Annotated in this window: 18 protein-coding genes and 1 pseudogene; 10 read left to right on the forward strand and 9 right to left on the reverse strand. The window is 67.6% G+C overall.

Features of this window, described 5'->3' with window-relative positions:
• The first annotated feature begins 543 nt into the window (after positions 1-543).
• From HDA44_RS34625 to HDA44_RS34635, 3 genes are all read left to right on the forward strand, one after another.
• A complete protein-coding gene (locus HDA44_RS34625) occupies positions 544-1,656 on the forward strand; it encodes a hypothetical protein (RefSeq protein WP_184841787.1) in 1,113 nt (370 codons plus the stop codon).
• Positions 1,657-2,264: 608 nt separating this feature from the next.
• The gene (locus HDA44_RS34630) at positions 2,265-3,635 is read left to right on the forward strand and encodes a family 43 glycosylhydrolase (protein WP_238352614.1); all 1,371 of its coding nucleotides are present in this window, start codon (positions 2,265-2,267) and stop codon (positions 3,633-3,635) included.
• Positions 3,632-5,755 (forward strand): hypothetical protein, encoded by a 2,124-nt coding sequence (locus HDA44_RS34635; protein WP_184841791.1) that lies wholly within the window; start codon positions 3,632-3,634, stop codon positions 5,753-5,755. Before HDA44_RS34630 ends, HDA44_RS34635 begins: the two co-directional genes overlap by 4 nt.
• A 339-nt stretch (positions 5,756-6,094) precedes the next feature.
• On the opposite strand, the gene HDA44_RS34640 is transcribed toward HDA44_RS34635, so the two are convergent.
• Positions 6,095-6,232, reverse strand: coding sequence for a hypothetical protein (locus HDA44_RS34640; RefSeq protein ID WP_184841793.1), 138 nt, complete (start codon positions 6,230-6,232; stop codon positions 6,095-6,097).
• 80 nt (positions 6,233-6,312) lie between these two features.
• Between HDA44_RS34640 and HDA44_RS34645 the strand changes: the two genes are divergently transcribed.
• Complete coding sequence (locus tag HDA44_RS34645; protein ID WP_184841795.1) at positions 6,313-6,834, forward strand: hypothetical protein; 522 nt, start codon at positions 6,313-6,315, stop codon at positions 6,832-6,834.
• Positions 6,822-7,859, forward strand: a complete 1,038-nt coding sequence (locus HDA44_RS34650) for an FG-GAP-like repeat-containing protein (protein ID WP_184841797.1) — start codon at positions 6,822-6,824, stop codon at positions 7,857-7,859. Before HDA44_RS34645 ends, HDA44_RS34650 begins: the two co-directional genes overlap by 13 nt.
• Here HDA44_RS34650 and HDA44_RS34655 read toward each other — a convergent pair.
• Positions 7,849-8,724 (reverse strand): alpha/beta fold hydrolase, encoded by an 876-nt coding sequence (locus HDA44_RS34655; protein ID WP_184841799.1) that lies wholly within the window; start codon positions 8,722-8,724, stop codon positions 7,849-7,851. The two genes, HDA44_RS34650 and HDA44_RS34655, sit on opposite strands and share 11 nt — an antisense overlap.
• A gap of 60 nt (positions 8,725-8,784) precedes the next feature.
• Here HDA44_RS34655 and HDA44_RS34660 point away from each other — a divergent pair, with 60 nt between their 5' ends.
• The gene (locus tag HDA44_RS34660) at positions 8,785-9,534 is read left to right on the forward strand and encodes an AAA family ATPase (RefSeq protein WP_184841801.1); all 750 of its coding nucleotides are present in this window, start codon (positions 8,785-8,787) and stop codon (positions 9,532-9,534) included.
• A 1-nt stretch (position 9,535) separates the two neighbouring features.
• Here the strand turns inward: HDA44_RS34660 and HDA44_RS34665 are convergent, their stop codons facing one another.
• Both HDA44_RS34665 and HDA44_RS37790 read right to left on the reverse strand, forming a co-directional pair.
• Entirely contained in the window at positions 9,536-10,492 is a 957-nt protein-coding gene (locus tag HDA44_RS34665; protein ID WP_184844753.1) for a DUF4349 domain-containing protein, read from the reverse strand.
• Between the two features lie 2,588 nt (positions 10,493-13,080).
• Positions 13,081-14,334, reverse strand: a pseudogene (locus HDA44_RS37790) (DEAD/DEAH box helicase); the annotation flags it as partial.
• Positions 14,335-14,697: 363 nt separating this feature from the next.
• On the opposite strand from HDA44_RS37790, the gene HDA44_RS34675 reads away from it, so the two are divergent.
• Entirely contained in the window at positions 14,698-15,378 is a 681-nt protein-coding gene (locus tag HDA44_RS34675) for a ferritin-like fold-containing protein (protein WP_184841803.1), read from the forward strand.
• Between the two features lie 158 nt (positions 15,379-15,536).
• Here HDA44_RS34675 and HDA44_RS34680 read toward each other — a convergent pair whose 3' ends face one another.
• The 5 genes from HDA44_RS34680 to ligD all read right to left on the reverse strand — a co-directional run bounded on the left by HDA44_RS34680 (position 15,537) and on the right by ligD (position 18,481).
• Entirely contained in the window at positions 15,537-15,812 is a 276-nt protein-coding gene (locus HDA44_RS34680; protein ID WP_184841805.1) for a GlsB/YeaQ/YmgE family stress response membrane protein, read from the reverse strand.
• A 147-nt stretch (positions 15,813-15,959) separates the two neighbouring features.
• Positions 15,960-16,187: a DUF3107 domain-containing protein gene (locus HDA44_RS34685; RefSeq protein WP_184841807.1), complete on the reverse strand. Its 228-nt coding sequence runs from the start codon at positions 16,185-16,187 to the stop codon at positions 15,960-15,962.
• Positions 16,188-16,409: 222 nt separating this feature from the next.
• A complete protein-coding gene (locus tag HDA44_RS34690; protein WP_184841809.1) occupies positions 16,410-17,039 on the reverse strand; it encodes a TetR/AcrR family transcriptional regulator in 630 nt (209 codons plus the stop codon).
• Positions 17,040-17,308: 269 nt separating this feature from the next.
• Positions 17,309-17,515: a hypothetical protein gene (locus tag HDA44_RS34695; RefSeq protein WP_184841811.1), complete on the reverse strand. Its 207-nt coding sequence runs from the start codon at positions 17,513-17,515 to the stop codon at positions 17,309-17,311.
• 39 nt (positions 17,516-17,554) lie between these two features.
• Positions 17,555-18,481 (reverse strand): non-homologous end-joining DNA ligase, encoded by a 927-nt coding sequence (ligD, locus tag HDA44_RS34700; protein ID WP_184841813.1) that lies wholly within the window; start codon positions 18,479-18,481, stop codon positions 17,555-17,557.
• Between the two features lie 42 nt (positions 18,482-18,523).
• Here ligD and HDA44_RS34705 point away from each other — a divergent pair, with 42 nt between their 5' ends.
• The 3 genes from HDA44_RS34705 to moeZ all read left to right on the forward strand — a co-directional run bounded on the left by HDA44_RS34705 (position 18,524) and on the right by moeZ (position 23,668).
• Positions 18,524-19,456 carry an alpha/beta fold hydrolase gene (locus HDA44_RS34705; protein WP_184841815.1) on the forward strand — a complete coding sequence of 311 codons (933 nt, stop codon included), beginning with the start codon at positions 18,524-18,526 and terminating at the stop codon, positions 19,454-19,456.
• 137 nt (positions 19,457-19,593) lie between these two features.
• The gene (locus tag HDA44_RS34710; protein ID WP_202887730.1) at positions 19,594-22,356 is read left to right on the forward strand and encodes a Calx-beta domain-containing protein; all 2,763 of its coding nucleotides are present in this window, start codon (positions 19,594-19,596) and stop codon (positions 22,354-22,356) included.
• A 121-nt stretch (positions 22,357-22,477) separates the two neighbouring features.
• Entirely contained in the window at positions 22,478-23,668 is a 1,191-nt protein-coding gene (gene moeZ, locus HDA44_RS34715) for an adenylyltransferase/sulfurtransferase MoeZ (RefSeq protein ID WP_184841817.1), read from the forward strand.
• Positions 23,669-23,680 lie beyond the last annotated feature (12 nt).

Genomic DNA, 23,680 nt, shown 5'->3' on the forward strand with positions numbered 1-23,680 from the left:
CACGAGCGATGCCAGCAGCAGGTGTGCCGAGCTGCTCCGCCGCAGCGTCTCCGGCTGCCGGAACCGCATGCGGCCCGCAGACCGCGCCGTCGGTGGTGCAGCGGGGTTGCCGGTTGAGGTGCAGGGTTGCCCCCTCGAATTTCCAGGGGGCAACCCTGCATTTCAGGGGGCAGCCACTCAACTGGAGGGTTGTGCCGGTTGGCGAGCCAAGGTGCAGTACATGCTGAGGGCTCAGGCCGGCCGGGCCCAGCGCAGCAGGATGTGCGTTCTGACCACGTGGCACCTGCAATACGTGCGGCACCTGACGTTCGTGCGGTACCTGGAGATCGTGTCGCGGCTTCAGTACGCCCGTCGAATCCAGTACGTGCGACGGTTGCAGGTCGTGGCTGGGGGCGTGGAGCAGGGGCAGCGCGGCTGGGGTACGTGCAACGGCTCGGTTGGTTGGGGCGTCCCCGGGGTGATGGGTGGGCGGGGTGGTTGGCGCGTGCGTGGTGAGGGTTGGTTCGGTGGGGATGGGCTTGGGTTTTGGGTGGAGGGTTTGGGATGAAGCCGGTTGATGAGATGGATGAGATGTTGCGGCGGGCGGGTGCGCGGTGGCGGGCTGATCAGCGTGGGCCGGCGGAGCCTGATGTCGCGTTTGTCGTGAGCGGCGGGCGGAAGCGGCGCCGGTGGGTGTCGGCGTTGGCGGCCGCGAGCGTGGCGGTGGTCGCGGCGGGTGTACTGGCTGTCGCGCCGGGCGATGTACCGGCCGCGAACGGCGTTGCAGCATCGGTCGACCAGGGCGAAGCTGGCCCCCGCAACCGACCGGGCATGGCGGGTACGGACCGTGCGCCGAGTGCCGATGGGCCGGGTGCGGGTGTGGGTGGGGTGGCGAATGAGGGGTTGTTGGTGGGGGTGGGGGATTTGGTTCGGGTTAGTGGGCGGGTGATTGGTGTTCCGGGGAAGGTGCCGGTGTACTGCGCGCCGCTTGCGGTTCCGGTTGTTGGGTATGCGAAGGGGCAGGAGCCGGCGCCGAGTTGTCCGGCGGGGTACGCGGTGGCGTTGTACGGGGCCGACCTGGACCGCATCGCCGGTGTCACCACGGTCAAGGGTGTACGCATCGGCGACGCGACTTTCACGGGGATCTGGCGCGGGCGGTCGATCGACGTACGGGAACAGTCCGCGATGGTCGCGCCTAAGCCGGAGGCACTTCCGGAGCTGCCGTGCGCGGCGCCGGAAGGTGGATGGCGGCCTGAGCCGAGCAATGTTTCGTCGCCGGCGGTGAACGCGTTCTTGGCGGCGCATGCCGGGCAGGCGTACGGGCCGGTCATCTACTACCCGTACGGCACGAGTCGTGGCGCGCCGGTCGTCACCATGGTCGGGGTCGCGCATGGCGATCTGGGGGCGTTCCGGGATGCGTTCGAGAAGGTGTACAGCGGGAACTTGTGCGTGGCTCCGGTCTTGATGAGCCGGGCGGATGACGAACGGGTGAGCAACGCGCTGGCGTCGACGGTGAACGCGAAGGGTCTTGGGATTTACGCGTCGTCCGGTGCCGGGATGACGGGCGGCCCGGCGAGCGTGTCGATGATCGCGTATACGGAGCAGGTGAAGTCGGCGCTCACACCCATCGGACTCGGCCTGATCCGGGTTGAGCCCCAGGTCGTACCCGTGCGCTGAGTAGGACCTCCCAACAATCACAACCCCTGGCGCCGCGCTCGGTGACGTCGGTGGCCGCGACTTCCACCGAGCGGCGCATCCCGCCGGTATCCCATGGAATCTCCGGCGGCGTGCCCTTGGGGGATTGGTCGGATGCGGCTGATGCCCGGTGTCGGCGGAGGCGGTTGCAGGCCGATGACCCGCAACGGGCGAAGTTCGTGTGCCCGGCGGCGCCCGGGATGCTGTACCCAGCGGTGGATCGTGGTGGGTTTGGGGGTGCTGTTCCATCAGGGTCGAAACGGGGGACGGGGGTGTGGTTGGCGTGTCATCGTGTGCGCATCCGTTCGCGCACGTGAGGCAGGTGGCGTATGGCGAAGCTGGCGACCGGGGCCGTTGCGGTGTTCTCGTTGGCGATGTCGGCGCTGCTGCCACTCGCTGGCGATCACGTTGAAGGTACGGCGAGAAACGCGACGGCAGCGTACGAAGCTAGGCCTGGTATACCGAAGGCGGATGCCCGTTCGGCGAGGAGCTCGGCGCAAACGGGGTCCGCGGTTGACTCGGCATCGGCGCGGGCGGGGTCGGCTGTTGGCGCGGGGTCGGCGGACCCGCTGCCCGCGCGCCCCAATACGTTGCGGAACCCGATTCGGGAGAACGCCGCCGATCCGTGGATGGTGTTTGCCGAGGGCAACTACAACCTGCTCTACACCCACGGCGACAAACTGGTCGGCGTCTCCGCCCCGTCCGTAGATGGTCTCGCCGCCGCCCCGCAGCAAACGCTCTGGCAGCCGCCTCCAGGTGAAGCGTGCTGCAACCTCTGGGCCCCGGAGATCCACCAGTTCGACGGCAAGTGGTACCTGTACTACACCGCCGACAACGGAACCGACTCCCAGCACCGGATGTTCGTACTCGAAGCCGATCACCCGATGGGACCGTACGTTTTCAAAGCGAAACTCGACACCGGCGACGTACATTCGATCGACGGCAGCGTACTGAAACTGCCCGACGGCCGGCTGTTCCAGATTTGGTCGAGTGGTCGCGCGGACGGCCAGAACCTCTACATAGCGCCGATGAGCAACCCCTGGACCATCAGCGGCCCGCCTGCCCTGCTCGCACGCCCGGATCAAGCCTGGGAACAGAACGGCCGCAAGGTCACCGAAGCGCCGGTCGCCCTGGTGCACGACGGAAAGGTGTTCGTCTACTACTCCGGCAGCGCCTGCGAATCGCCCGACTATTCACTCGGCGTACTCGAACTCGCCGGCGCCGACCCGCTCAATCAAAGTGCCTGGACGAAATCCGGTCCGGTCTTCAAACGCAACGATGCCGCGTGGGTGTTCGGTACCGGGCACAACGGCTTCTTCACGTCACCGGACGGCAAGGAGACCTGGCTGGTATACCACGCCGTCACCAGCTCGAGCGGTTCGCCGGCCGGCAGTTGCAGCGCTGGTCGTACGGTTCGGATCGGCAAGGTCTCGTACGACGCGGCCGGCAGGCCCCAGCTTGGTATACCAAACGCAGCCTGGCGGACCGTCACCCTCCCGTCCGGCGACCCCGGCGCCGACATAGTTGCCGACGGCATCTATGAGATCGCGCCGAAGAACGCGCCGAACAACCGTCTGGAGGTCGACGCCTGCTCGGCCGCCGACGCCGCGACCGTACAGGTTTACACCCGGATCGCCGACAGCAGATGCCAGAAATGGCGACTGAGTTATCTCGGCGACGGATCATACAAATTCCTCAACAATGACAGCGGAAAAGCGCTCGACGTTTCCGGCTGCTCGGGTGCGAACGGTGTCAAGGTCATTCAATGGCCGTACTGGGGCGGTGATTGCCAAGAGTGGTACCTGGACGCCATCGGCGGCGGGTACTACAAGCTGACCTCCAAGGTCGGCGGCCGCGTACTCGACGTCGGCGGATGCAGTACGACACCGGGCGCGGACGTCGACGTTTGGCCGTACTGGCAGGGTGACTGTCAGCAGTGGAAGCTGGAGAAGGTCGGATGAAGCGCTGGATCGCGGCGCTGGCCGCAGTCGCGCTGGTCGCTGTCGGGCAGCACGCGGTGGCGCGGGAGCAAGCGCCACAAGCCTTTCCGGACGTGAAAACGCGTACGAAGGGCATCATCCCGCCGGGCGGAGTGCTCAGTTCGAAGACGGGTGGGAACACCGTCGACGCCGAGCTTCGTGAGGACACGCCGCGTGCCGATGGCCGCCATCACTACGATTCGCGCAAGCTGATCGAGCGGCTCAAGGCGATGCACGTGAACACGTATCTGTTCGGGGTCTGGGAGTCGCCAACTGATTGGGACGACCTGCGCAGCGAGTTCGCGCCGCTGGCCCGCGCGGCCGGGATCGACATCTGGGTCGACCTGGTGCCGCCGACCGAGTGCCAGACGGATCGGCCCGAAGGCGCGTACCTGGAGGGGTACTGCTCGCGGCCGTTCAAGCTGGACTTCATCGCCTGGGCGCGGAACATCGCGACGCTGTCCCTGCAGTACCCGAACATCAAGGCCTGGCAGGTCGACGATTTCCTTGCCGGGGACGTCAACGCGAAACTGTTCACGCCCGAATATCTGAGCAAGATCAAGGCGACGCAGGACGCGATCAACCCGAACCTCGGTCTGCTCACCACGATGTACCGCTGGGACTACAGCGACGAGCATCTCGATCGCTTGGCACCGTACATCGACGGCGCGATCTTCCCGTACCTGGGCGGAGCACAGAGCGCCAGCGACCCGCGCTTCGTTGCCAGCCAACTCGACGAGCTGCGCGCCAAACTCACGCCCAGGCATCTCGACCTGATCGTGCTGCTGTACACCGATCGCTTCCTCGACGCGGCGCTGCCGCCGAGCCCGGAGGCGGTCAGCGAGGCACTGAAGCAGGCGATGCCGTACGCGGCCGACGGCCGGATCGGCGGCATCGTCGCGTACGGTGCCCCGGTCAACTATGATCGCCGGCCGACGGTTGCCTCGAACAACCTTGCCCAGACCGGCGACGGCCGGCTGAGCTTTGCCCAGGGCAACTACACGACGGCGGCCGCGGGCGGGTACGCGGAGGCGTACCAGCAGGTCGCCGTCGATCCGAACGCGGGCAGCTGGAAGCTCGATTTCGCCACCTACGACCAGGTCAGCCGCACCCCGTCGAAGTCCGGGAAGCTGTTCAAGGAGGTGCTGGTCGACGACAAGGTGGTCTGGCGGTCGGATGTGGCCGATGAGTTCGGCTTCACCTGGGCGCCCGCTTCGGTCGATCTGACCGCCGCGCTCAGAGGGAAGACGACCGCCAAGCTGGCGTTGCGACTCGCGGTTGATGGTGCGGCCAACTTCCCGATCGATGTCGGGTTCGACAGTCTGGTGCCCACCGGGTTCACCGTCGCGAACTTCGGCTTCGAGGACGTGAACCCCGCGACGCGCGCGTGGAAGTTCGCGCAGCGCAGCGACAGCGTGTACGGGTCACTCGAAAAGGTGACGCCGCATCAGGCGAAGGATGTGTACGACGTGATCGCCGCCGCGTTCGCCGGTCAGCCCGCGCCCGCCGTACCGACGACGCCGTCCGGTCCGATTCCCACCAACTTGCCGCGGACCGGATTGGTATACCAGCCTGGTGGAGCGAATACGGTCCAGAACAGCGCGATGTACGGCAAAGGGCGGCTGAGTTTGTTCGTACCGGAGCGCACGGCCACCGGGACGAGTACGTGTATCTGGGCCGAACAACGCATGCCGGTCGATCCGAACGCGCCACGGTACGAGATTTCCTGGTGGGATTACGACGGGTACGCGGCCGATCTGTGGGGGTACCACCTGAAACAGGTCTCGATCGTCACGTCGAAAGGCCGGAAACTGCTCAGCAACATCGACGCCGCGAGCGCGCCGAAATTGTGGATGAACGGCCAGGGCGGGTGGGGGCCGATCGACATCAGTCAGTTTGTCCGGGGTGAGAGCTCTGTGGTCATGCAGTTCGCATTGTGCGAGCAGCAAGGCGTGGGCGATTACATGATCGATGTCGGCTACGACGAAATCGAGGCAGTCGGTCTGACCGTGACCAACGGCGGTTTCGAGCAAGGCAGCACCGGTTGGACGATCGTCAGCCCGCATCCCGGCATGCAGGCCAAGGTAGTAACCGCTCCCTAAACTTGACCGACCGCAGGAGGCACCGCCCATGCCATCCCGTCCACTCCTCACACTCGCGGCCGCCCTCGCCGCGCCGCTTCTGATCCTGCTCACCGCCAACGCATCCACACCCCACGCCGCCGCCTCGACCCGCACCTCGGTGACTGCCGGCACGACGACCGCGGCCGCCGGGACCACCGCGGCCGCTGCGACCGAGGCAGCGGCAGTGAGCAAGGGAACCGTTGGGTGGGACACGCTGCGCCGGCTGGACCGGCTGCCGTACCTGGCGCCGGGCACCAGCACGCGGCAGTTCTCCGGTTTTGCCCGTGACGGCAGCAACAATGACGGCTTCAACGGCACCTACTCATGCCTCCGCGAAACCGCCGCCGGCTGCGTGATCGCGGAAGACTCCGGCCCGGGCCAGATCGACTCGATCTGGTTCACCCGGCTGCGCAACGGTGCCCCGGACGTCACCGACACCGGCACGATCGCGATCACCCTAGACGGGTACGACGATCCTGAACCGCTCGCTGAAGGACGTCACGGACGGCCGCGCCGGCGCGCCGTTCGTACACCCATTGGTCGCGAACGCGAGCCAGGCCGGCGGCGGTTTCCAGATCAAGGTCCCGATGCCGTACCGCCAGTCGATGCAGATCGTCGTCCAGCACAACCCGCTCTTCTACCACGTGAACTACCGGCACTTCCCGGACGCGGACGGCATCGCCACCTTCACCCCGACCGACCCCGCGAACGACGTACTCGACAAACTCCGGGCCGCCGGTACGACCGACCCCAAGCCACCCGCGGCCGGTACGACGACCGCCGCGCAAACGCATGCCCTGGGCAACGGACAGGAAGTTGCCTTCGGCACCTTGCAGGGCCCGGGTTCGATCAGCGCGCTCAAACTCCGCTTCGTGATCACTCGGTCCTGCTCAACTGGAACGCCCCGCTCGGCGCCACGTCGTACCGGATCTACTCCGCGACCACCGCCGACGTACCGATCACGCCGGCAAATCTGGTCGGCACGGCACCAGTTCCGGCGTACCTGCACAAGGCCCTCCGCAGCGGTCAGCAGCGGTACTACAAGGTGGTCGCGGTAGACGCGGCCGGCAACGCGAGCGCCCCGACGCCGACGCTCGCCACCGTCGCCAAGCGGTCCACCGTGTCCGACGTCGACGGTGACGGCAAGGACGACGTGGTCACGTTCACTCGCGGCGACCAGGCCGACGTGTACGTCGCCAAGTCCACCGGCCAGCGGTTCGATGGCGACGGACAGCTCTGGCACCCGTCCTTTGCCATTGGCAACGAGATCCCGCAGACCGGCGATTTCAACGGCGACGGCCGCGACGACATCATCACGTTCACCCGCGGTACGAAGCACGAGGTCTGGGTAGCGCTCTCGAACGGCGTGAACGGCTTCCTCCCGGCCACGCGCTGGCACACGTTCTTCGCGCTCGACGGCGAGGTACCGATGGTCGGCGACTTCAACGGCGACGGTCGCGACGACATCGTCACGTTCACCCTCGGCAGCACCCACGACGTGTACGTCTCGCTCTCCGACGGCACCAAGTTCGTCGAGACCAGCTGGCAGTGGCACTCCGACTTCGGCTGGCCCGGTGAGGTGCAGGACGTCGGCGACTTCGACGGCGACGGCCGGGACGACATCGCGACCTTCACCCGTGGCAGCTCGGCCAGCGTGTACGTCGCGCTGTCCGACGGCAAATCATTCCTCGGCACCGGCTGGAAATGGCACGGGCATTTCGCGACCGGCACCGAGACCCCCGACGTCGGCGACTACAACGGCGACGGTCGCGACGACATCGCGACGTTCACCGGCGGCACTGCGGGCGACGTGTACGTGGCGACCTCCACCGGCGGATCGTTTACCGGCGACGGCGACCTCTGGCACGGCTCGTTCGCGTTCAACACCGAAGTACCCGGATCAGGTGACTTCAACGGCGACGGCCTGTCCGACATCGTCACGTTCACTCGGGGCAGTACTGCCGACGTGTACGTGGCTACGTCGAACGGCCACGACTTCGTACCAGACCCGCAGGCTCCGCTCTGGCACAGCCACTTCGCGGAGGGCACCGAGTGGCCGGCGCCGTCAGCGCTCAGGCCGTAGTGAAGCTCTGGTAGTCGTGGAAGAAGTCCACTAGCAGGCGGGCGGTCGCTGCAGGCTGGTCGATGGCAGGGGAGTGGCCGGCATCCGGTACGACCTCCGCCTGTACACCGAGCGCCGCAGCCATCGCCTGCTGAACCGGTAGCGGCCAACCGTCGTCCGCTGCACCGTGCAGTACCTGCGTACGCACACCGGCCTTGGCGAGTTGATCCGTCTTGTCCTCGGCATCCGTCAGCCGCCGGGTGATCTCAGCCAGGCTGGTCGGTACGTTGCCGGTGAACCGCTTCCGCAAGAACTCGGCGACGTCAGCGGCCGGAGCGGCGTACCCAGGGGACTTGCTGTCGTGCTCGAGCTTCATGTCGTACACCTGCTCGATCGGTAGGTTCTCCAGCCCGAACGCCAGCATCTGCAGACTCTGCAGCGTGGCCTCGTCCGTGAACGCAGCTGGACCGGAGCACATCAGCGAGACCGTGGAGAACACCGACGGGTCCGTCAGTACGGCCTCGCGAGCCACCAGCCCACCGAACGAGTGTCCGACCAGCTGGCTGTATCCGCCCAGTGCCTTGCTCATGGCGACCACATCCGCGCCCAGCTCAGCCAGCGAGTACGCGGACTTGTCAGACGGACCCGCGGTCTCGTACTGACCGCGCTGGTCGACTGCCACGGTCCGCCAGCCGTACCGGCACAGGTGGTCGACTAGAGGAGTGAAGTCCTCTTTGCTGCCCGTCCAGCCCGGTACGAGCAGCACGGTGCCCAGCGGCGTCCCGATGTCGGGTACGGCGGTCAGCGTGGCGAACGAGCCACGTTCGGTCTCGAGTGTCTCGGGGTGCACCCCATCGGGCAGCGACAACTTACGTGGCGTACTCACATACCAGAGCGTACCGAGCGGCGGTGCGGCGTGGGTTTCGCGGTGCGGCACAATGGCCGGGTGCCTCGCACTCTCGCCGTCGCCAACCAGAAGGGCGGCGTGGCCAAGACAACCACCGTCGCCACCCTCGGCGCAGCCCTCGCCGAGCTCGGCCAACGGGTACTACTGGTCGATCTGGACCCGCAGGCCTGTCTGACGTTCTCAGTCGGAGTAGATCCAGAGGACCTGGACAAGTCGATCCACCACGTGCTGCTCGGCGGAGTGAAGGCGCGGGACGTGCTGATCGAGTTCGACGATGCTCCGGACCTGCTGCCGGCCACCATCGGGCTGGCGACCGCGGAGGTGCAGCTGGCCCGGGAGAGCGGTCCCGAGGCCGTGCTGCGTACTGCACTGCGCGCGCTGCGGACGTCGTACGACTGGATCATCGTCGACTGCCCTCCAACACTCGGCCTGCTCACGGTGAACGCACTGTCGGCAGCATCCGACGTACTGATCCCCTTGCAGTGCGAGACGTTGGCACATCGTGGCGTAGGGCAACTACTTGACACAGTGCACGACGTACGCCGCCTGACGAACCCCAGTCTGCACCTATTGGGCGTACTCCCGACGCTGTACGACGGGCGCACCACGCACGCCCGCGCCGTGCTGGAGACGATCGCCGACACGTACTCGCTGGATGTGCTGAAGCCGGCGATCCCGAAGTCGATCCGGTTCGCGGAGGCGCCGGCGGTTGGTGAGACCGTACTCAGTACCGCACCGGACTCGCCCGGTGCACAGGCCTACCGGGCGCTGGCAGGCGCTCTACTCTGACCTACTCCTCTGCTTGTTGTGCTGCCGGTTGGGTGAGTGGGCGGCGGCGCCGGAAGCGCCACAGCGGTACGCCGATGATCGCGAGCAGTACCAGGAAGGGCAGTGCGGCACCGACTGCCTTCGCCAGCGCCGAGAACACGGCGGTAAACGCATGCCAGCCACCCTTCAGGCCGGCCACGAACCCCTTGTCCTGCTTGGGTTCGGTCTGGGCCGGGGGCTTGCCCTTCGCGGTCAGGGTCAGCGTGAGCGTCGCTAGCTCGGTCTGCAGCGAGAGGTTCTTCTGCTTCGCCAGCAGGGCCTCCAGATCGGATTCGCGGCGGGTCAGCTCGCTCTCCACCGAAACGATGTCGCCGATCGTGTTCGCCTTCGCCATCAACGCCCGCATCCGATCCAAACTCGCCCGCTGCGACGCGATCCGGCTCCCCACATCCACGACCTGCTCGGTCACATCGGTCGACTCCTGCTGAATCGCCAACCTGGTCCCCAGGCCGGACAGCCGCTGGATCGCGCTCTCGTACGCCTTCCCCGGAACCTTCACCACCAGATTCGCCCGCGTTACCTTCCCGTCCGCGTCGCTCCCGGTGTCCTCGGACGCAACCACCCCGCCCAGCCCTGCAACCACCCCCACCGCTTTCTGCCGCATCCCCGAAACATCATCCCCCTCAACAGTCAACGCCCCCGTCCGAACAATCGCCCGCCCAGCCAACCCCTGCCCTTGCCCACCCTCCCCACCGCTACTGGCCCCTTCCTTACCCGCCCCTTCCTTACCGGCCCCCGACTGCCCCGCCCCGGGCTCCCCAGCTCGCGGCACTCCCGGCGCCTGCGGGTTCGCCACCCCCGATGTCCCCTGCTCACTCCGCGCACTGTCACTGGCCGTCTCACTCCCACCAGCACCACACCCCGCCAGCAACACCCCAACCACGACCGCACCCGCGGCAACCCCACCAATCCGCCCCATCACCCAGCCCTTCTCTAGTGGTTACCGCCCTAGGACGACCCACAACCCCCACCTGTTGCACCCCAACCACCCAAAGACCAACAAACCCCGCAGAACACGACAAACAGCGCAGACGACCGCCTGCAGCCGAACAGTCCAAAAGACCCGCACGGAGAACAGGCGCGGAGACCGCACGGAGGACGGGTGCGGAGAACGGGTGCGGAGGACAGGTATGGGGAGAACGGGTACGGGGAGAACGGGTACGGGGGCGGCTGCGGAGGGCAGGTACGGAGGGCGGGTGCAGGGGGTGCGGAGGACAGGTACGGGGGGCGGGTGCGGGGGGGGCAGGTACGGAGGTCAGGCGCGGGGCAGGCACGGAGAACAGGTACGGGACAGCCGGTGCGGAGGACGGGTGCGGAGGACAGGTACGGAGAGTAGGTACGGAACAACCTGTGCGGAAGGACGGGTAGTGCCCGCCGCGGCAGGCTGTATCCATCCCCGCCCCACGGCTCCTCGTACTGCCCAGTCCCCGACCACTACCCGTCGCTCGGTACCAGCCCGGGCGCCCTTCCCCTCAGCGCAACCGGAGGCGAACCGACCAACGAATCGCTTGGCTTACGTCCCGGGCATGAGCGGCCGCCGCGCGAGGATCGCCGCCCGCGACGACTGCCGCCCGCGACGACCGCCGTCCGCGATGGTCGACCGCGACGACGGTCGAGCCGCGTGGCTTGGCCCGTTACATGACTCACCGGCGCAACCGCTGAGCAGTTACGCCGGTGAGCCGATGGTTCTATTCGCTCCTGGTGCTACTTCTTAGGAGCACTGAACAACGGCGAACCTGCCTTACCCTTCGCCGCCTTCTTCGCAGCGCCTGCAGTTGCCTTCTTGGCTGTGCCCGCGGGTGCTTTCTTGGCTGCTGCTGTGGCGGTCTTCTTCGTCGTGCCTGCGGCTGCCTTCTTGGCCGTGCTTGCAGGTGTCTTCTTGGTCGCCGTTGTAGCGGTCTTCTTGGCTGTGCCCGCGGGTGCTTTCTTGGCTGCTGCTGTGGCGGTCTTCTTCGTCGCGCCTGCAGCTGCCTTCTTGGCCGTGCTTGCGGTTGCCTTCTTGGTGGCCGTTGTAGCCGTCTTCTTGGCTGCGCCCGCGGGTGCCTTCTTGGCCGCAGCTGTGGCGGTCTTCTTGGCCGCGCTTGCGGATGCCTTTTTGGTGGCCGTTGTAGCCGTCTTCTTAGCTGCGCTTGCGGGGGCTTTCTTGGCTGCTGCTGTGGCGCTCTTCTTGGCTGCGCCTGCAGCTGCCTTCTTCGTCGCGCCCGTCGCGGTCTTCTTGGTGGCCGTCTTTGCGGCCGCCTTGCTGCTCCGTGCTTGCTTCGTCGGCTTCTCCGCCGCCTCAGCTGTTGCAGCGCGCTTCTGGGTCCCCGAACGCTTGGCCGCCGTGGCGGTGTCAGCCTTTGCCGGCGCGGCCGCCTTCTTGCCTGCGGCTCGCTTTGCAGGCGCGGCAACCTTCTTAGCCGCCGCCTTCTTTGCGGGCGCGGCGACCTTCTTGGCTGCCGTCTTCTTTGCGGGCTCCGCAGCCTTCTTTGCTGCCGCTCGCTTTGCGGGCTCGGCGGCCTTCTTTGCTGCGGCTTGCTTGACGGGCTCGGCGGTTTTCTTGGTTGCGGCCCGTTTGGTGGGCTTTGCGGTGGGGGCCTCGGCTTCGGCAGGTGTTGTCTTGGCTTCGGCCGCTGGTGTTGAGGTGGCTTCGGCTGTTTTGCGCGTACGGGTCCGCTTGGCGGGCTTCTCGTCCGCTGTCGTGGGCTCCGGAGTGGAAGCAGCCGCAACTGCTTCGGTGACAGGCGCTGTGGCCGTCTTGCGCGTACGGGTCCGCTTCGCGGGCTGCTGGTCCGCGCCGGACTCGGGTGCCGGTGCCGGAGCGGGCGCCGGGGCTTCTGCTGTGCCTGCCTCGGTGGTTGTCAGCTCCGCGGCGTCCGCCGGCTTGCGGTTGCGGTTGCGTTTGCGGGGCTTGCGAGACGTGGAAGCAGCAGAGTCGTCAGGGCCGGCCGAGCCGCTCGTGCTGCCAGAACCAACCGAACCAACCGAACCAACGGAGCCGGCCGACCCGGCTGAACCAACGGAGCCGGCCGAACTGGCCGAGCTGGCTGAACCGGCCGAGTCGGTGGTGTTGGCTGAGGTGGCGGGGTTGGGGGTTTCGGTTGTTGGGGGGACCTCGGTGTTGGTGGTGACGTCGGCGAGTTCCTCGACCGGTTGGCCGGCGCGGGTGCGCTTGCGGGTCCGGTTGCGCTTGCGGGACGACGAACGTCCGGACGATGCGCCCTCGGAGCGACCGTCGCCGGGACGGCCGCGGTCGTCACGAACGTGCTCGCTCCGGCCGTGCGCGTCCACACCATCGCGATCGCGCCCATGCGTGTCGCGGGTGCGGTCGTCGCGGCCGTGCTTGTCCACGCCGTCGCGGTCGCGAGCGTGCGTGTCCTGGGTGCGATCGCGCCCTTGCTCGTCGCGACGGTGGGCATCGCGAGTGCGGTCACCACGCCCACGCTCGGTACGCCCGTGCTCGTCGCGGCTGCGGTCACCGCGCGCGCGGTCGTCGCGCCCACGGTCGCCACGCGAACCACGGCCGTCGCGGTCGGCATGTGAGCCACGCGCGTCGCGGTCAGTACGCGAGCCACGCGAGTCGCGGTCGGCATGTGAGCCACGGTCGCCGCGGGAGCCGCGGGACTCGCGTGTGTCGCGGGGCTCGTGGGGTTCGCGGGCGGTGCGGATTCGGCCCTTGGCTTCGGACGGGATGCCGAGGTCGTGGTACAGCTCCGGCGACGTGGAGTAGATCTCCTGCGGTTCGTCGTACGGGAGGTCGAGCGCCTTGTTGATCACCTTCCACCGGGTCACGTCCGGCCAGTCCACGAAGGTGACGGCGATTCCGCTCGCCCCCGCGCGGCCGGTACGCCCGATCCGGTGGATGTAGGTCTTCTCGTCCTCGGGGCAGGTGTTGTTGATGACGTGCGTGACGCCACCGACGTCGATTCCGCGGGCGGCGACATCGGTACAGACCAGTACGTCGATCTTGTCGCCGCGGAACCGGGTCAGCGCACGTTCGCGGGCCTGCTGGTTCAGGTCGCCGTGGATCGCGGCCGCCTTGAAGCCGCGGTCCTGCAGGTCGTCGGTCAGCCGGGACGCCTCGCGTTTGGTCCGGCAGAAGATCATCACCCGGCCGCGGTCCTCGGCCTGGAGGATTCGCGCGACCACCTCGGGCTTGTCCAGATCATGCGCCCGGTACACGAACTGCGCGGTCGTGGGCACCATCTGGGTGTCCTCGTGCGACTCGGCGCGGATGTTCAGCGGGTGCCGCATGTGCGTCCGGGCCAGCCCGATCACCGCCGACGGCATCGTTGCCGAGAACAACATCGTCTGCCGCAGCTCGGGGGTCTTGCGGAGGATCCGCTCGACGTCGGGCAGGAAGCCCAGGTCGAGCATCTCGTCGGCCTCGTCCAGGACCAGGACCTTGATGTGGCCGAGGTCGAGTACGCCGCGGTTGGCCAGGTCGAGCAGGCGCCCGGGCGTACCGACGACGACGTCGACGCCGCTCTTCAGCGCATCCAGCTGCGGCTCGTACGCGACGCCGCCGTAGATGGTCAGCACGCGGACGGTGCGTACGGTGGACGCGGTGGCCAGGTCCTTGGCGACCTGAATGGTCAGCTCACGGGTCGGGGTGACGACCAGGGCCTGCGGCTTGCCGGGCGCGGCCAGTTCCTCGTAGTCGGCTTCGCCGGGGGAGATGGTGCGCTGCAGCAACGGAATACCGAAGCCGAGCGTCTTGCCGGTGCCGGTCCGGGCCTGACCGATCAGGTCGGTACCCATCAGAGCGACGGGAAGCGTCATCTCCTGGATCGGGAACGGTTCGATGATGTTGACGCGGTCGAGTGCGTCGCAGATCTCGGGGAGCACCCCGAGCTCTCGGAAGGTGGTCAGGCTGATCGCCTCTCACATGCTTGTGCGGACAGTGTGCTCAGTGGCCGGGCGCCTGGGACCGTCTCGGGCCCCGATCGTGAGGCGCGGGGACACTGTGCAAGCACCTCGCACCAGCTTGCCCATCTGGGCGCGTCACCGGCGAATCGCCCACCAGTGTAACCGCAACAGACGTCAAGGCTGCGCCGTGTGGTTTGCGCCACTCGCCGGGACGGGTCTCGCGGGCGGGAGTGTGGTTCATACCACCCGCGCTCACGGGCAGATAAGGTGCCGGGCATGGAGCAGACGGCCTTTGACGATCCCGCCTACCGGGCCGCGGCGGTGGATTTGCTCGGTGTCCTCGCGTACGGGGAGCTGACCGCCTTCGAGCGGATGGCCGAAGACGCCAAACTCGCGCCGACCCTGGACGACAAGGCGGAGCTGGCGGCGCTGGCGACCACCGAGTTCGGGCACTTCCAGCGGCTCCGGGACCGGCTGGTGCAGCTCGGTGTCGATCCGATGGAGGCGATGCGGCCGTTCGTGACGCCGCTGGACGCGTTCCACGACCACACCGCGCCGTCGGACTGGCTGGAAGGGCTGGTCAAGGCGTACGTGGGTGATGGTCTCGCCAACGACTTCTACCGGGAGATCGCGTCGTTCGTGGATGCGGAGACGCGGGCGCTGGTACTGGACGTGTTCGCGGACTCGGGTCAGGCCGAGTTCGTGGTGGACCGGGTCCGGGCGGCGATCGAGGAGGACCCGAAGCTCGGCGGACGGCTTGCGCTCTGGGGCCGGCGCCTCGTCGGCGAAGCGCTCAGCCAGGCGCAGCGGATCGCCGCCGACCGCGACTCGCTGACCGCCCTGCTGGCCGGCAGCGTCGACCGCCCCGGCCTGGACCTGGCAGCGATCGGCCGCATGTTCACCCGCCTCACCGAAGCCCACACCGCCCGCATGACCGCGCTCGGCCTCCAAGCCTGACCCACCCCGAACCCGACACCGGCACACCGGACATCCCCGCCGCGCAACCCTGCGAGTGGTGGGTAATCCCCTGAGGTGGAGGGTTGCCCCCTCGAATAATGAGGGGGCAACCCTGTGCCTTGCGGGGGTGCCCCCTCAACGGCAGGATGCTGCCTGGATCAGGCGGCTTTGGTTCTGCTGTTGCGGGCGGAGATGATGGCCACGACGATCGCGGCGCAGATGATCTGGATCAGGTACTGGATCCAGTCCGGTCCCGGAGTGTCCTTGACTCCGAGGAGCTTCGCGATCAGACCACCGATGAAGGCGCCGATGCCGCCGCCGAGGATGGTCCAGCCGAGGCTGATGTTCTGCTTGCCGGGGAGCACCAGCCGGGCCAGCGGCCCGAAAATGATGCCCGCGATGAGGCTGACGATGAGCATCCAGACCCAGTACACGGTTCCTCCTTGTGGGGGACGACCAACCTGCGCCGGTCCAGTGCCCCGTGACAAACCAGACCAATCACGGCGCAGGTCTTATCGACAATCGTCCTCCCACGGCGGCTCCGCGCAACCGGGACACGCAGCACCGTGTCCAGAACGGGATCAGATCGCGCCGAAGCCCACCTTGCGGGCCGACACCTCGCCGATCTCCACGTACGCGAGCCGGTCGGCCGGGATCAGCACCCGGCGGCCCTTCTCGTCGGTCAGCTGGAGCAGGCCGGTCTTCCCGGCGAGCGCCTCGGCGACCAGCTCCTGGACCTCTTCCGGGCTCTGCTCGCTCTCCAGAACCAACTCACGATTGGCGTGCTGCACGCCGATCTTGACCTCCACGAAACCCTCCGGGCACGCTCCGACCGGCGGCTTTCGCCGGTGACGCTTCGAGCCTATCCGCTCCGGTCGCCGAGCCCGCACCCGTCCGCCGAGAGCAGAACCTCCGAGCGGCCGGAGCGGCACCTCCGAGCGGCGGGAGCGGCACCTCCGAGCGGCCGGAGCAGAGCCCTCCGGGCGTCGGGGAGCAGAACCTTCCAGCGGCGGACGCGGTCGGCGGGAGGGTCAGTTGTCGGTGCGCGGGAAGCCGCGGATGCCCCGCCAGGCGAGGGACGCGACCAGGTCGGCGGCGTGTTCCTGCGGCAGCGACGGATTGCCCTCGCCGAGCCAGTAACGGGCGCTGACCTGCGCCATGCCGACCAGGCTGACGGCCAGTACCATCGACTGCTCGCGGCTCAGCCCGGCGTCCGCGCTGATCACCTCGGACACCGCCTCGGCGCAGGCGTGGGTGACCCGGTCGACCCGCTCCCGGACGGCCGGTTCGTTGGTCAGGTCGGACTCGAAGACCAGCCGGAAGGCGCCCTGCGCGTTCGCCACGTAGTCGTAGAACGCGTGCATGGTCGCCGCGACCCGGAGCTTGTTGTCCTCGGTCGACTTGAGCGCCTCCTGTACGGAAGCGACGATCGCCTCGCAGGAGGTGTCCAGGAGCGCCAGGTACAGCTCCAGTTTGCCGGGGAAGTGCTGGTACAGGACCGGCTTGGAGACGCCGGCGCGGTCGGCGATGTCGTCCATCGCGGCGGCGTGGTACCCGTTCGCGACGAAGACTTCCTGGGCCGCCTCGAGCAGTTGCGCGCGGCGCGCCAGCCGAGGCAGGCGGCTGCCGCGGCGGGGTGCGGTCTCCGGTGTCGTCGACACGTCGGGCTCCTTCGGTGATGCGCTCCGGTGGCCGGCTTCGTCCGTCACCAGGTCGTTCCACGAATCCTACCCAGCAGTCCTCCCGACCAGTAGCTTCCCCACCACCGGATCCGCCGCCGCGCCGGGGCGGGGGCGTTCCAACGTGGCAACGATCACGCCCGTCGCGACTGACGCAGAGCGGTCCCAGGGGGTGCGAGCCCAGCCGGGGGTCGACGGGGAACCACGCAGCGGGGGAGCGGGCGCGGCGGGGACCGGACCGGGGAGCGGGGTCAGCGGTAGTCGTCGTCCTCGGGGCGGCCGATTTCGTGGCGTTGGTCCTCGACGTCGGCTGGGTCTGCCTCGGTCGGTAGGGCGGAGTCCTCGGTTCGGTCGTCCACCACGGTCGACGTCAGCCGCTGCTCGAGCGCGTCGGCCTCGGCGGCGTCGTCGGGCAGGTTCTCATCGCCCAGGCCCTCGTACTCGGTCTCATTGGTCATGCGACTCGCTCTCCTTCCGGACTGCGACGGCTATGACACTTACGACGGTAGCGGCTGCGGATCGTCGTACAGCCCGTCCAGTACGTCGCCGTACGCCTCGATCCGCTCCAGTACGTCGTGTGGCATGAAGCGGAGCTCCTCTGGTGACGTAGCGGACGCCACTTCGTCCCAGTCGATCGGTGTGGACACCCGGGGCTCGTCAGAACCACGCAGGGAGTACGGGGCCAGCGTGGTCTTCGCACTGGCGTTCTGGCTCCAGTCGATGAACACCTTGCCCGGCCGGAGCGCCTTGGTCATGTTCGCGGTGACGCTCTCGGGCAGCGCCTCCGCCAGCTGTTCTGCCAGCTGCTTGGCGAATGCACTGGTCAGTTTGGACGAAGCAGGCTCGATCGGTACGTACAGGTGCATGCCCTTGTTGCCGGAGGTCTTCGGCCAGCCCTCCAGCCCGTAGTGGCTCAACAGTTGCCGTAGCGCCAGTGCGACGTCGCAGCACTCCACGATCGTCGCGCCAGGCCCCGGGTCGAGGTCGAACACGATCAGGTCGGCCTGTGGGTCCTTGCCCTGGTCGGACAGCCCGATCCGCCACTGCGGTACGTGCAGCTCGAGCGCAGCGAGGTTGGCCAGCCACACGACCGTCTGTACGTCATCCGCGACGACAAAGTCGGCCTCGTCGCGCCCGGTGGAGCTGCCAGGTGTAGGCAGGGTCACGGTGCGTACCCAGGTCGGCGTACCGCGTGGAGCGTTCTTCTCGAAGAAGTACGCGGCCTCCGTACCGTCCGGCCAGCGTTTACGGGTCAGCGGCCGGTCACTGAGGTGTGGCAGCAGCAGCGTCGCCACCTGGTGGTAGTAGTCGATCACCTCGGCCTTGGTGAACCCGGTCTGTGGATACAGCACTTTGCCGAGGTTGGTCAGCTTCATGGTCTGCCCGTCAACCTCAGTAGTCAGCTGCTGCTGCGCTCCCGCCATGTGTCCCAGTCTCCACCTGGCAACCGTCCTAACATGGTGACCGTGGATAGTTACGGGTCAGTAACCGGGGACGGGGTGCCGCTGGGGGCGCAGGACTGGCCGGCGCGGCGGGTGCCGGTGGACGGGGTGGAGCTGCTGGTCAGGGACGTACCTGACGCGGCGCCGGACCTGCCACCTGCACTGTTCGTGCATGGTCTGGGCGGGTCCTCGCTCAACTGGACCGCTCTGGGCCTTCTACTGAACGACACGATCCGTGGAGTCGCACCGGACCTGCCAGGCTTCGGGCGTACGCCGCTGGCTGGGGTAGCTGGGATCTCAGAGCAGGCTGCTGTGCTGGTGGCGTTGCTGGAGCGGGAGTTCGACCAGCCGGTCCATGTGTTCGGCAACTCGATGGGCGGAGCCGCTTCAGTCGCTCTGGCTGCCCAGCGCCCCGACCTGGTGGCGTCGCTCACCCTCATCTCACCAGCACTGCCGCATCCGCGCGTGTCCACCAGTGCACTGTGGTTCACCGTGCTGGCCACGCCACGGCTCGGTCCCGCGGTCATGGAGCGTACGCGGCGACTGCCGTTCGACCAGAGGTTCCAGGCGTCGTTGTCGATGGTCTTCGGCGACCCGCGGTCGCTGGCGCCGGAGGTACGCGCGGCGTACGAGCAGGAGCTGCACCGGCGTGACACCGATCCGTGGGGTCAGGAGGCGACCGTCTCTGGTGCGCGCAGCATCCTGCGGTCCTCTCTGGCCAGACCGAGACGGTCGCTCTGGGCGGACGCCGCGAAGGTGGAGTGTCCGGTACTACTTATCTACGGCGGCCGGGACAAGCTGGTGGACGCGCGGATTCGCACCAAGGCCCAGCGCACGTTCCCGAACGCCCGGCTGCTCTATCTGCCGCAGTCCGGTCACGTCGCGCAGATGGAGCATCCGGATCAGGTGGCCGGCGCGTTCCGCCAGTTGATCGAGTCGAATCCGAGCCTGGACTGAGACACGACTGAGCGGCTGATCCGGTCAACTTTCCGCTCGCCGGACGAGTAGTACAGGTGATGTTTGCCTGCTGACAATCGAATGAGAGGACCGCTGTGCGAGTGATCGGCAGAACCGCCCGAAGTCTGTAGTTGGGGATGGTCGCACTACTGGGTGTGGGGACGCTCACCGCGGCCGCGGCGGCACCCGAACCGCCGCCCGCCCAGGAATCGGCGCCCGCCGCCGCAAAAGTTGCGCAAGGCAACCAATGGGACGTGCGCGCGGTCAAAGGTGGGTACCAGCTGACCCTGCGCCTGGACGCGCCGGCACCGATGCGGGCGTCGCTCCCGCTGCTGGTCGTCGACGGCCGTCCGGTGGGCGTGGCGAAGCAGTCCGCGAACCGGAAGACACTGACACTGACAACTGCTGATCCGGCCGTCCTGAAGGCGCGCGACGTACGCCTGGTCTGGTCCGGTGACCTGGGAAAGCAGGCCGCCGGCCAGAGCCGTGCCATCCCTGCCCCAGGACCGACTGACGCGTACTGGTTGAAGGCACGGAGCGCGCCGCTGCTTCCTGCGGACCCAGGCGCGCTGGGCAAGTACAAGGTGGACACGGCCGAGTACAACCTGGGTGACGAGGCAGTGAACCTGCCTGGTCTCGGCCATCGCTCGGAGGTGCGCGGCAAGGTGTACTCGCCGCGTGGTGCGGTCGGCCCGCGGCCACTGGTCATCTTCTTGCACGGTCGACACGAGGCCTGCTACGGCGACCCGACGCATCCGTCCGAGAACGAGAAGCCGTGGCCGTGCCCGGCCGGTATGAAGGCGATCCCGAGCTACCGCGGGTACGACGGTGCGGCGAACGCGCTGGCCAGCAACGGGTACCAGGTGGTGTCGATCAGCGCCAACGCGGTGAACGCGTGGGACAGCGACGCGTACGACGCCGGTGCGCAGGCACGTGCCGAGCTGGTCCTGGACCACCTGGCACTGTGGCGGAAGTGGTCGACAGTCGGCGGCGGACCGTTCGGTACGCGCTTCGTCGGCCGAGTCAACCTGCAGAACGTCGGTCTGATGGGCCACTCACGTGGCGGTGAGGGTGTTGCCCGTGCCGCGGTACTGAACGCGGACCGCGGCGGCCAGTACGGCATCCGCGCCGTCCTGCCACTGGCACCGACCGACTTCGCCCGGACGACTGTGCCGGGAGTAGCCATGAGCGTAGTACTGCCGTACTGCGACGGTGACGTGTCTGATCTGCAGGGGCAGATGTTCTACGACGACACCAGGTACGCCGTAGACGGTGACACCGCTCCGCGGTCGACGGTCACGGTGCTGGGCGCCAACCACAACTTCTTCAACACCGAGTGGACACCGGGGCAGTCCGAAGCGCCGTCAGACGACGACTGGTCCGGTGACGCGAAGCAGGCGCCCTGCGGAGCGAAGTACGCGGGCCGGTTGACTGCGAAGCAGCAGCAGGCTGTGGAAACGGCGTACGTCGCCGGCTTCTTCCGGCTACAGCTGGGCAACGAGAAGCAGTTCGTAGCGCAGTTCGACGGCTCTGACGCGCGGGCTGCCTCTGCTGGCAAGGCTGTTGTTCGGGTGGTGTCACAGGCGCCTCTGGCGTCGCGGCGTGACCTGAACCGCTTCGACACGCCGCTGCCTGCCGGTGCGGTCAGTGGGAAGGCATCGGCGACTGTCTGTGCTGGTGTGACACCGCCGTCCGGATCGGAGCGAGCGGCCACTCCGACCTGCATGAAGACAGACGACTGGGGTAACGCGCCGCACTGGGGTGCTGGGTGGTTCGCCAGCAAGACACCGACGGTTGCAGTCACCAAGCTGGCCTGGACCGGCACCACTGGAGTAGTGCGGGTCGCCGTACCGTCCGGGCAGCGTGACGTACGTCGCTTTGCCGCACTGACCTTCCGCGCGATGCCGGACCCGGCTGGTACGCCCAAGACCGACCTGACCGTTCGAGTCGTCGACAGGCACGGGCGTACGGCCGCCGTGCCGGTGTCTGCCGTCAGTGACGCGCTGGTGCGGATGCCGGGCGCCAACGCGATGGGGCTGCCGAAGAACCTGCTGCGCACCGTGCGGATTCCGGTGGCGTCGCTGAAGGGCGTCGACCTGAGCGACGTACGCGCCGTCGAGCTCCGGACCGACCGCGTGGCGACTGGGTCGGTGTTCGTGAGCGACCTGGGGTTCTCGTCGCCAGGGCTCGGGCTGTCGGCACCTGCGGTGCTGTTGCCGAAGCTGTCCGCGTCGAACGTCACCGTGAAGGAGGGGGACAAGGGCACCAAGCTGATGGACTTCTGGGTCAGCATGTCGCGTCCGAGCCTCCGCCCGGTCAGTGTGTACGCCCAGACGAATGGGGACCTCGGCGAGACCGTCGGGGAGTTTGCACGGCAACTGGTGTTCAAGCCGGGACAGGTACGGCAGAAGGTGTCCTTGCCGGTGACGGGGAACACCAGGGACAGCTACGACCTGAAGTTCGACCTGGTGCTGTCGAAACCGCACAACGGGCTGCTGAACGAATCCTTCGGCCACGGGCTGGTGCAGGACGACGACCCGACGCCGACGCTCACGCTGGGCAACCTGACGACCGTGGAGAAGGCCGGAGTGGTCAACTTCCCGGTCAAGTTGTCGGCGCCGAGTGACAAGTACGTGGGCTTCAGCGGCGTACTGAAGGACGGGACGGCGGTGCTCCGGAAGGACTACACGACGGTGGACGACGACGGCACCGGCACGGTGGACCGGATCGTCACCGGCTCCATCGAGCCCGGTCAGACCACCGGTGACTTCGGGGTGAAGATCCTCGACGGCAAGGTCAAGGAGCCGACGAAGACGTTCAGCCTGGTCATGAAGGAGGTCGACGGCGCCGAACTGAGGCTTCCGCGCACGCTCACCGGCACCATCACCGACAACGACTGAGACGGACAGCCCGGTATGTGGACCAGCGGTGGGGTGGCCGCGGATCTGCGGGAACATGGAGGAGGGTCAGTTGGTTGAAAATCTTCAGACCCGAACCACGTCTTCCTGAGGAGCCGACAACGTGTCACTGCCACCGCTGGTCGAACCGGCCGACGAGCTGACGATTGACGAGGTGCGGCGGTATTCGCGGCATCTGATCATCCCCGAGGTCGGGATGGCCGGGCAGAAGCGGCTGAAGAACGCCAAGGTGCTGGTGATCGGCGCCGGCGGTCTCGGCAGCCCGGCGCTGCTCTACCTGGCCGCCGCGGGCGTCGGCACGCTCGGCGTGGTCGAGTTCGACACCGTCGACGAGTCGAACCTGCAGCGCCAGGTCATCCACGGGCAGTCCGACGTGGGCAAGTCCAAGGCGCAGTCGGCCAAGGAGTCCATCCTCGAGGTCAACCCGTACACGAACGTCGTCCTGCACGAGACCCGGCTGGACAACGACAACGTGTTCGAGATCTTCGAGCCGTACGACCTGATCGTCGACGGTACCGACAACTTCGCCACCCGCTACCTGGTGAACGACGCGGCGGTGCTGCTCGGCAAGCCGTACGTGTGGGGATCGATCTTCCGGTTCGACGGCCAGGTCAGCGTGTTCTGGGCCGAGCACGGCCCGTGCTACCGCTGCCTGTACCCGGAGCCCCCGCCGCCCGGCATGGTGCCGTCCTGCGCCGAGGGCGGCGTGCTCGGCGTACTCTGCGCGTCCGTCGGCGCGGCCCAGGTCACCGAGGCGATCAAGCTGCTCACCGGGATCGGCGACCCGTCGCTCGGCCGGCTGAACATCTACGAGGCGCTCGACCTGAACTGGCGCGCGCTGAAGGTCCGCAAGGACCCGAACTGCGCCATCTGCGGCGAGAACCCGACCGTCACCGGGCTGATCGACTACGAGAGCTTCTGCGGCGCGCTGACCGAGGAGGCGGCCGACGCGGCGGTCGGATCGACCATCTCGGTGAAGCAGCTGAGCGAGTGGATCAAGCTGAAGGAGAACGGCGAGAAGGACTTCGTCCTGATCGACGTACGGGAGCCGAACGAGTACGAGATCAACAAGATCCCCGGCTCGGTGCTGATCCCGAAGGCGGACTTCCAGACCGGTGTCGCGCTGGAGAAGCTGCCGCAGGACAAGCAGCTGGTGTTCCACTGCAAGTCCGGCGTCCGCTCGGCCGAGGTGCTGGCGATTGCGAAGGGCGCGGGCTTCTCCGACGCGGTACACGTAGGCGGCGGGGTAGTGGCATGGGTCGACCAGATCGACCCGAGTCAGCCGTCGTACTGAGCTAGCACGGGC

Source organism: Kribbella solani, from assembly GCF_014205295.1.
In the GTDB taxonomy this organism is placed as follows: domain Bacteria; phylum Actinomycetota; class Actinomycetes; order Propionibacteriales; family Kribbellaceae; genus Kribbella; species Kribbella solani.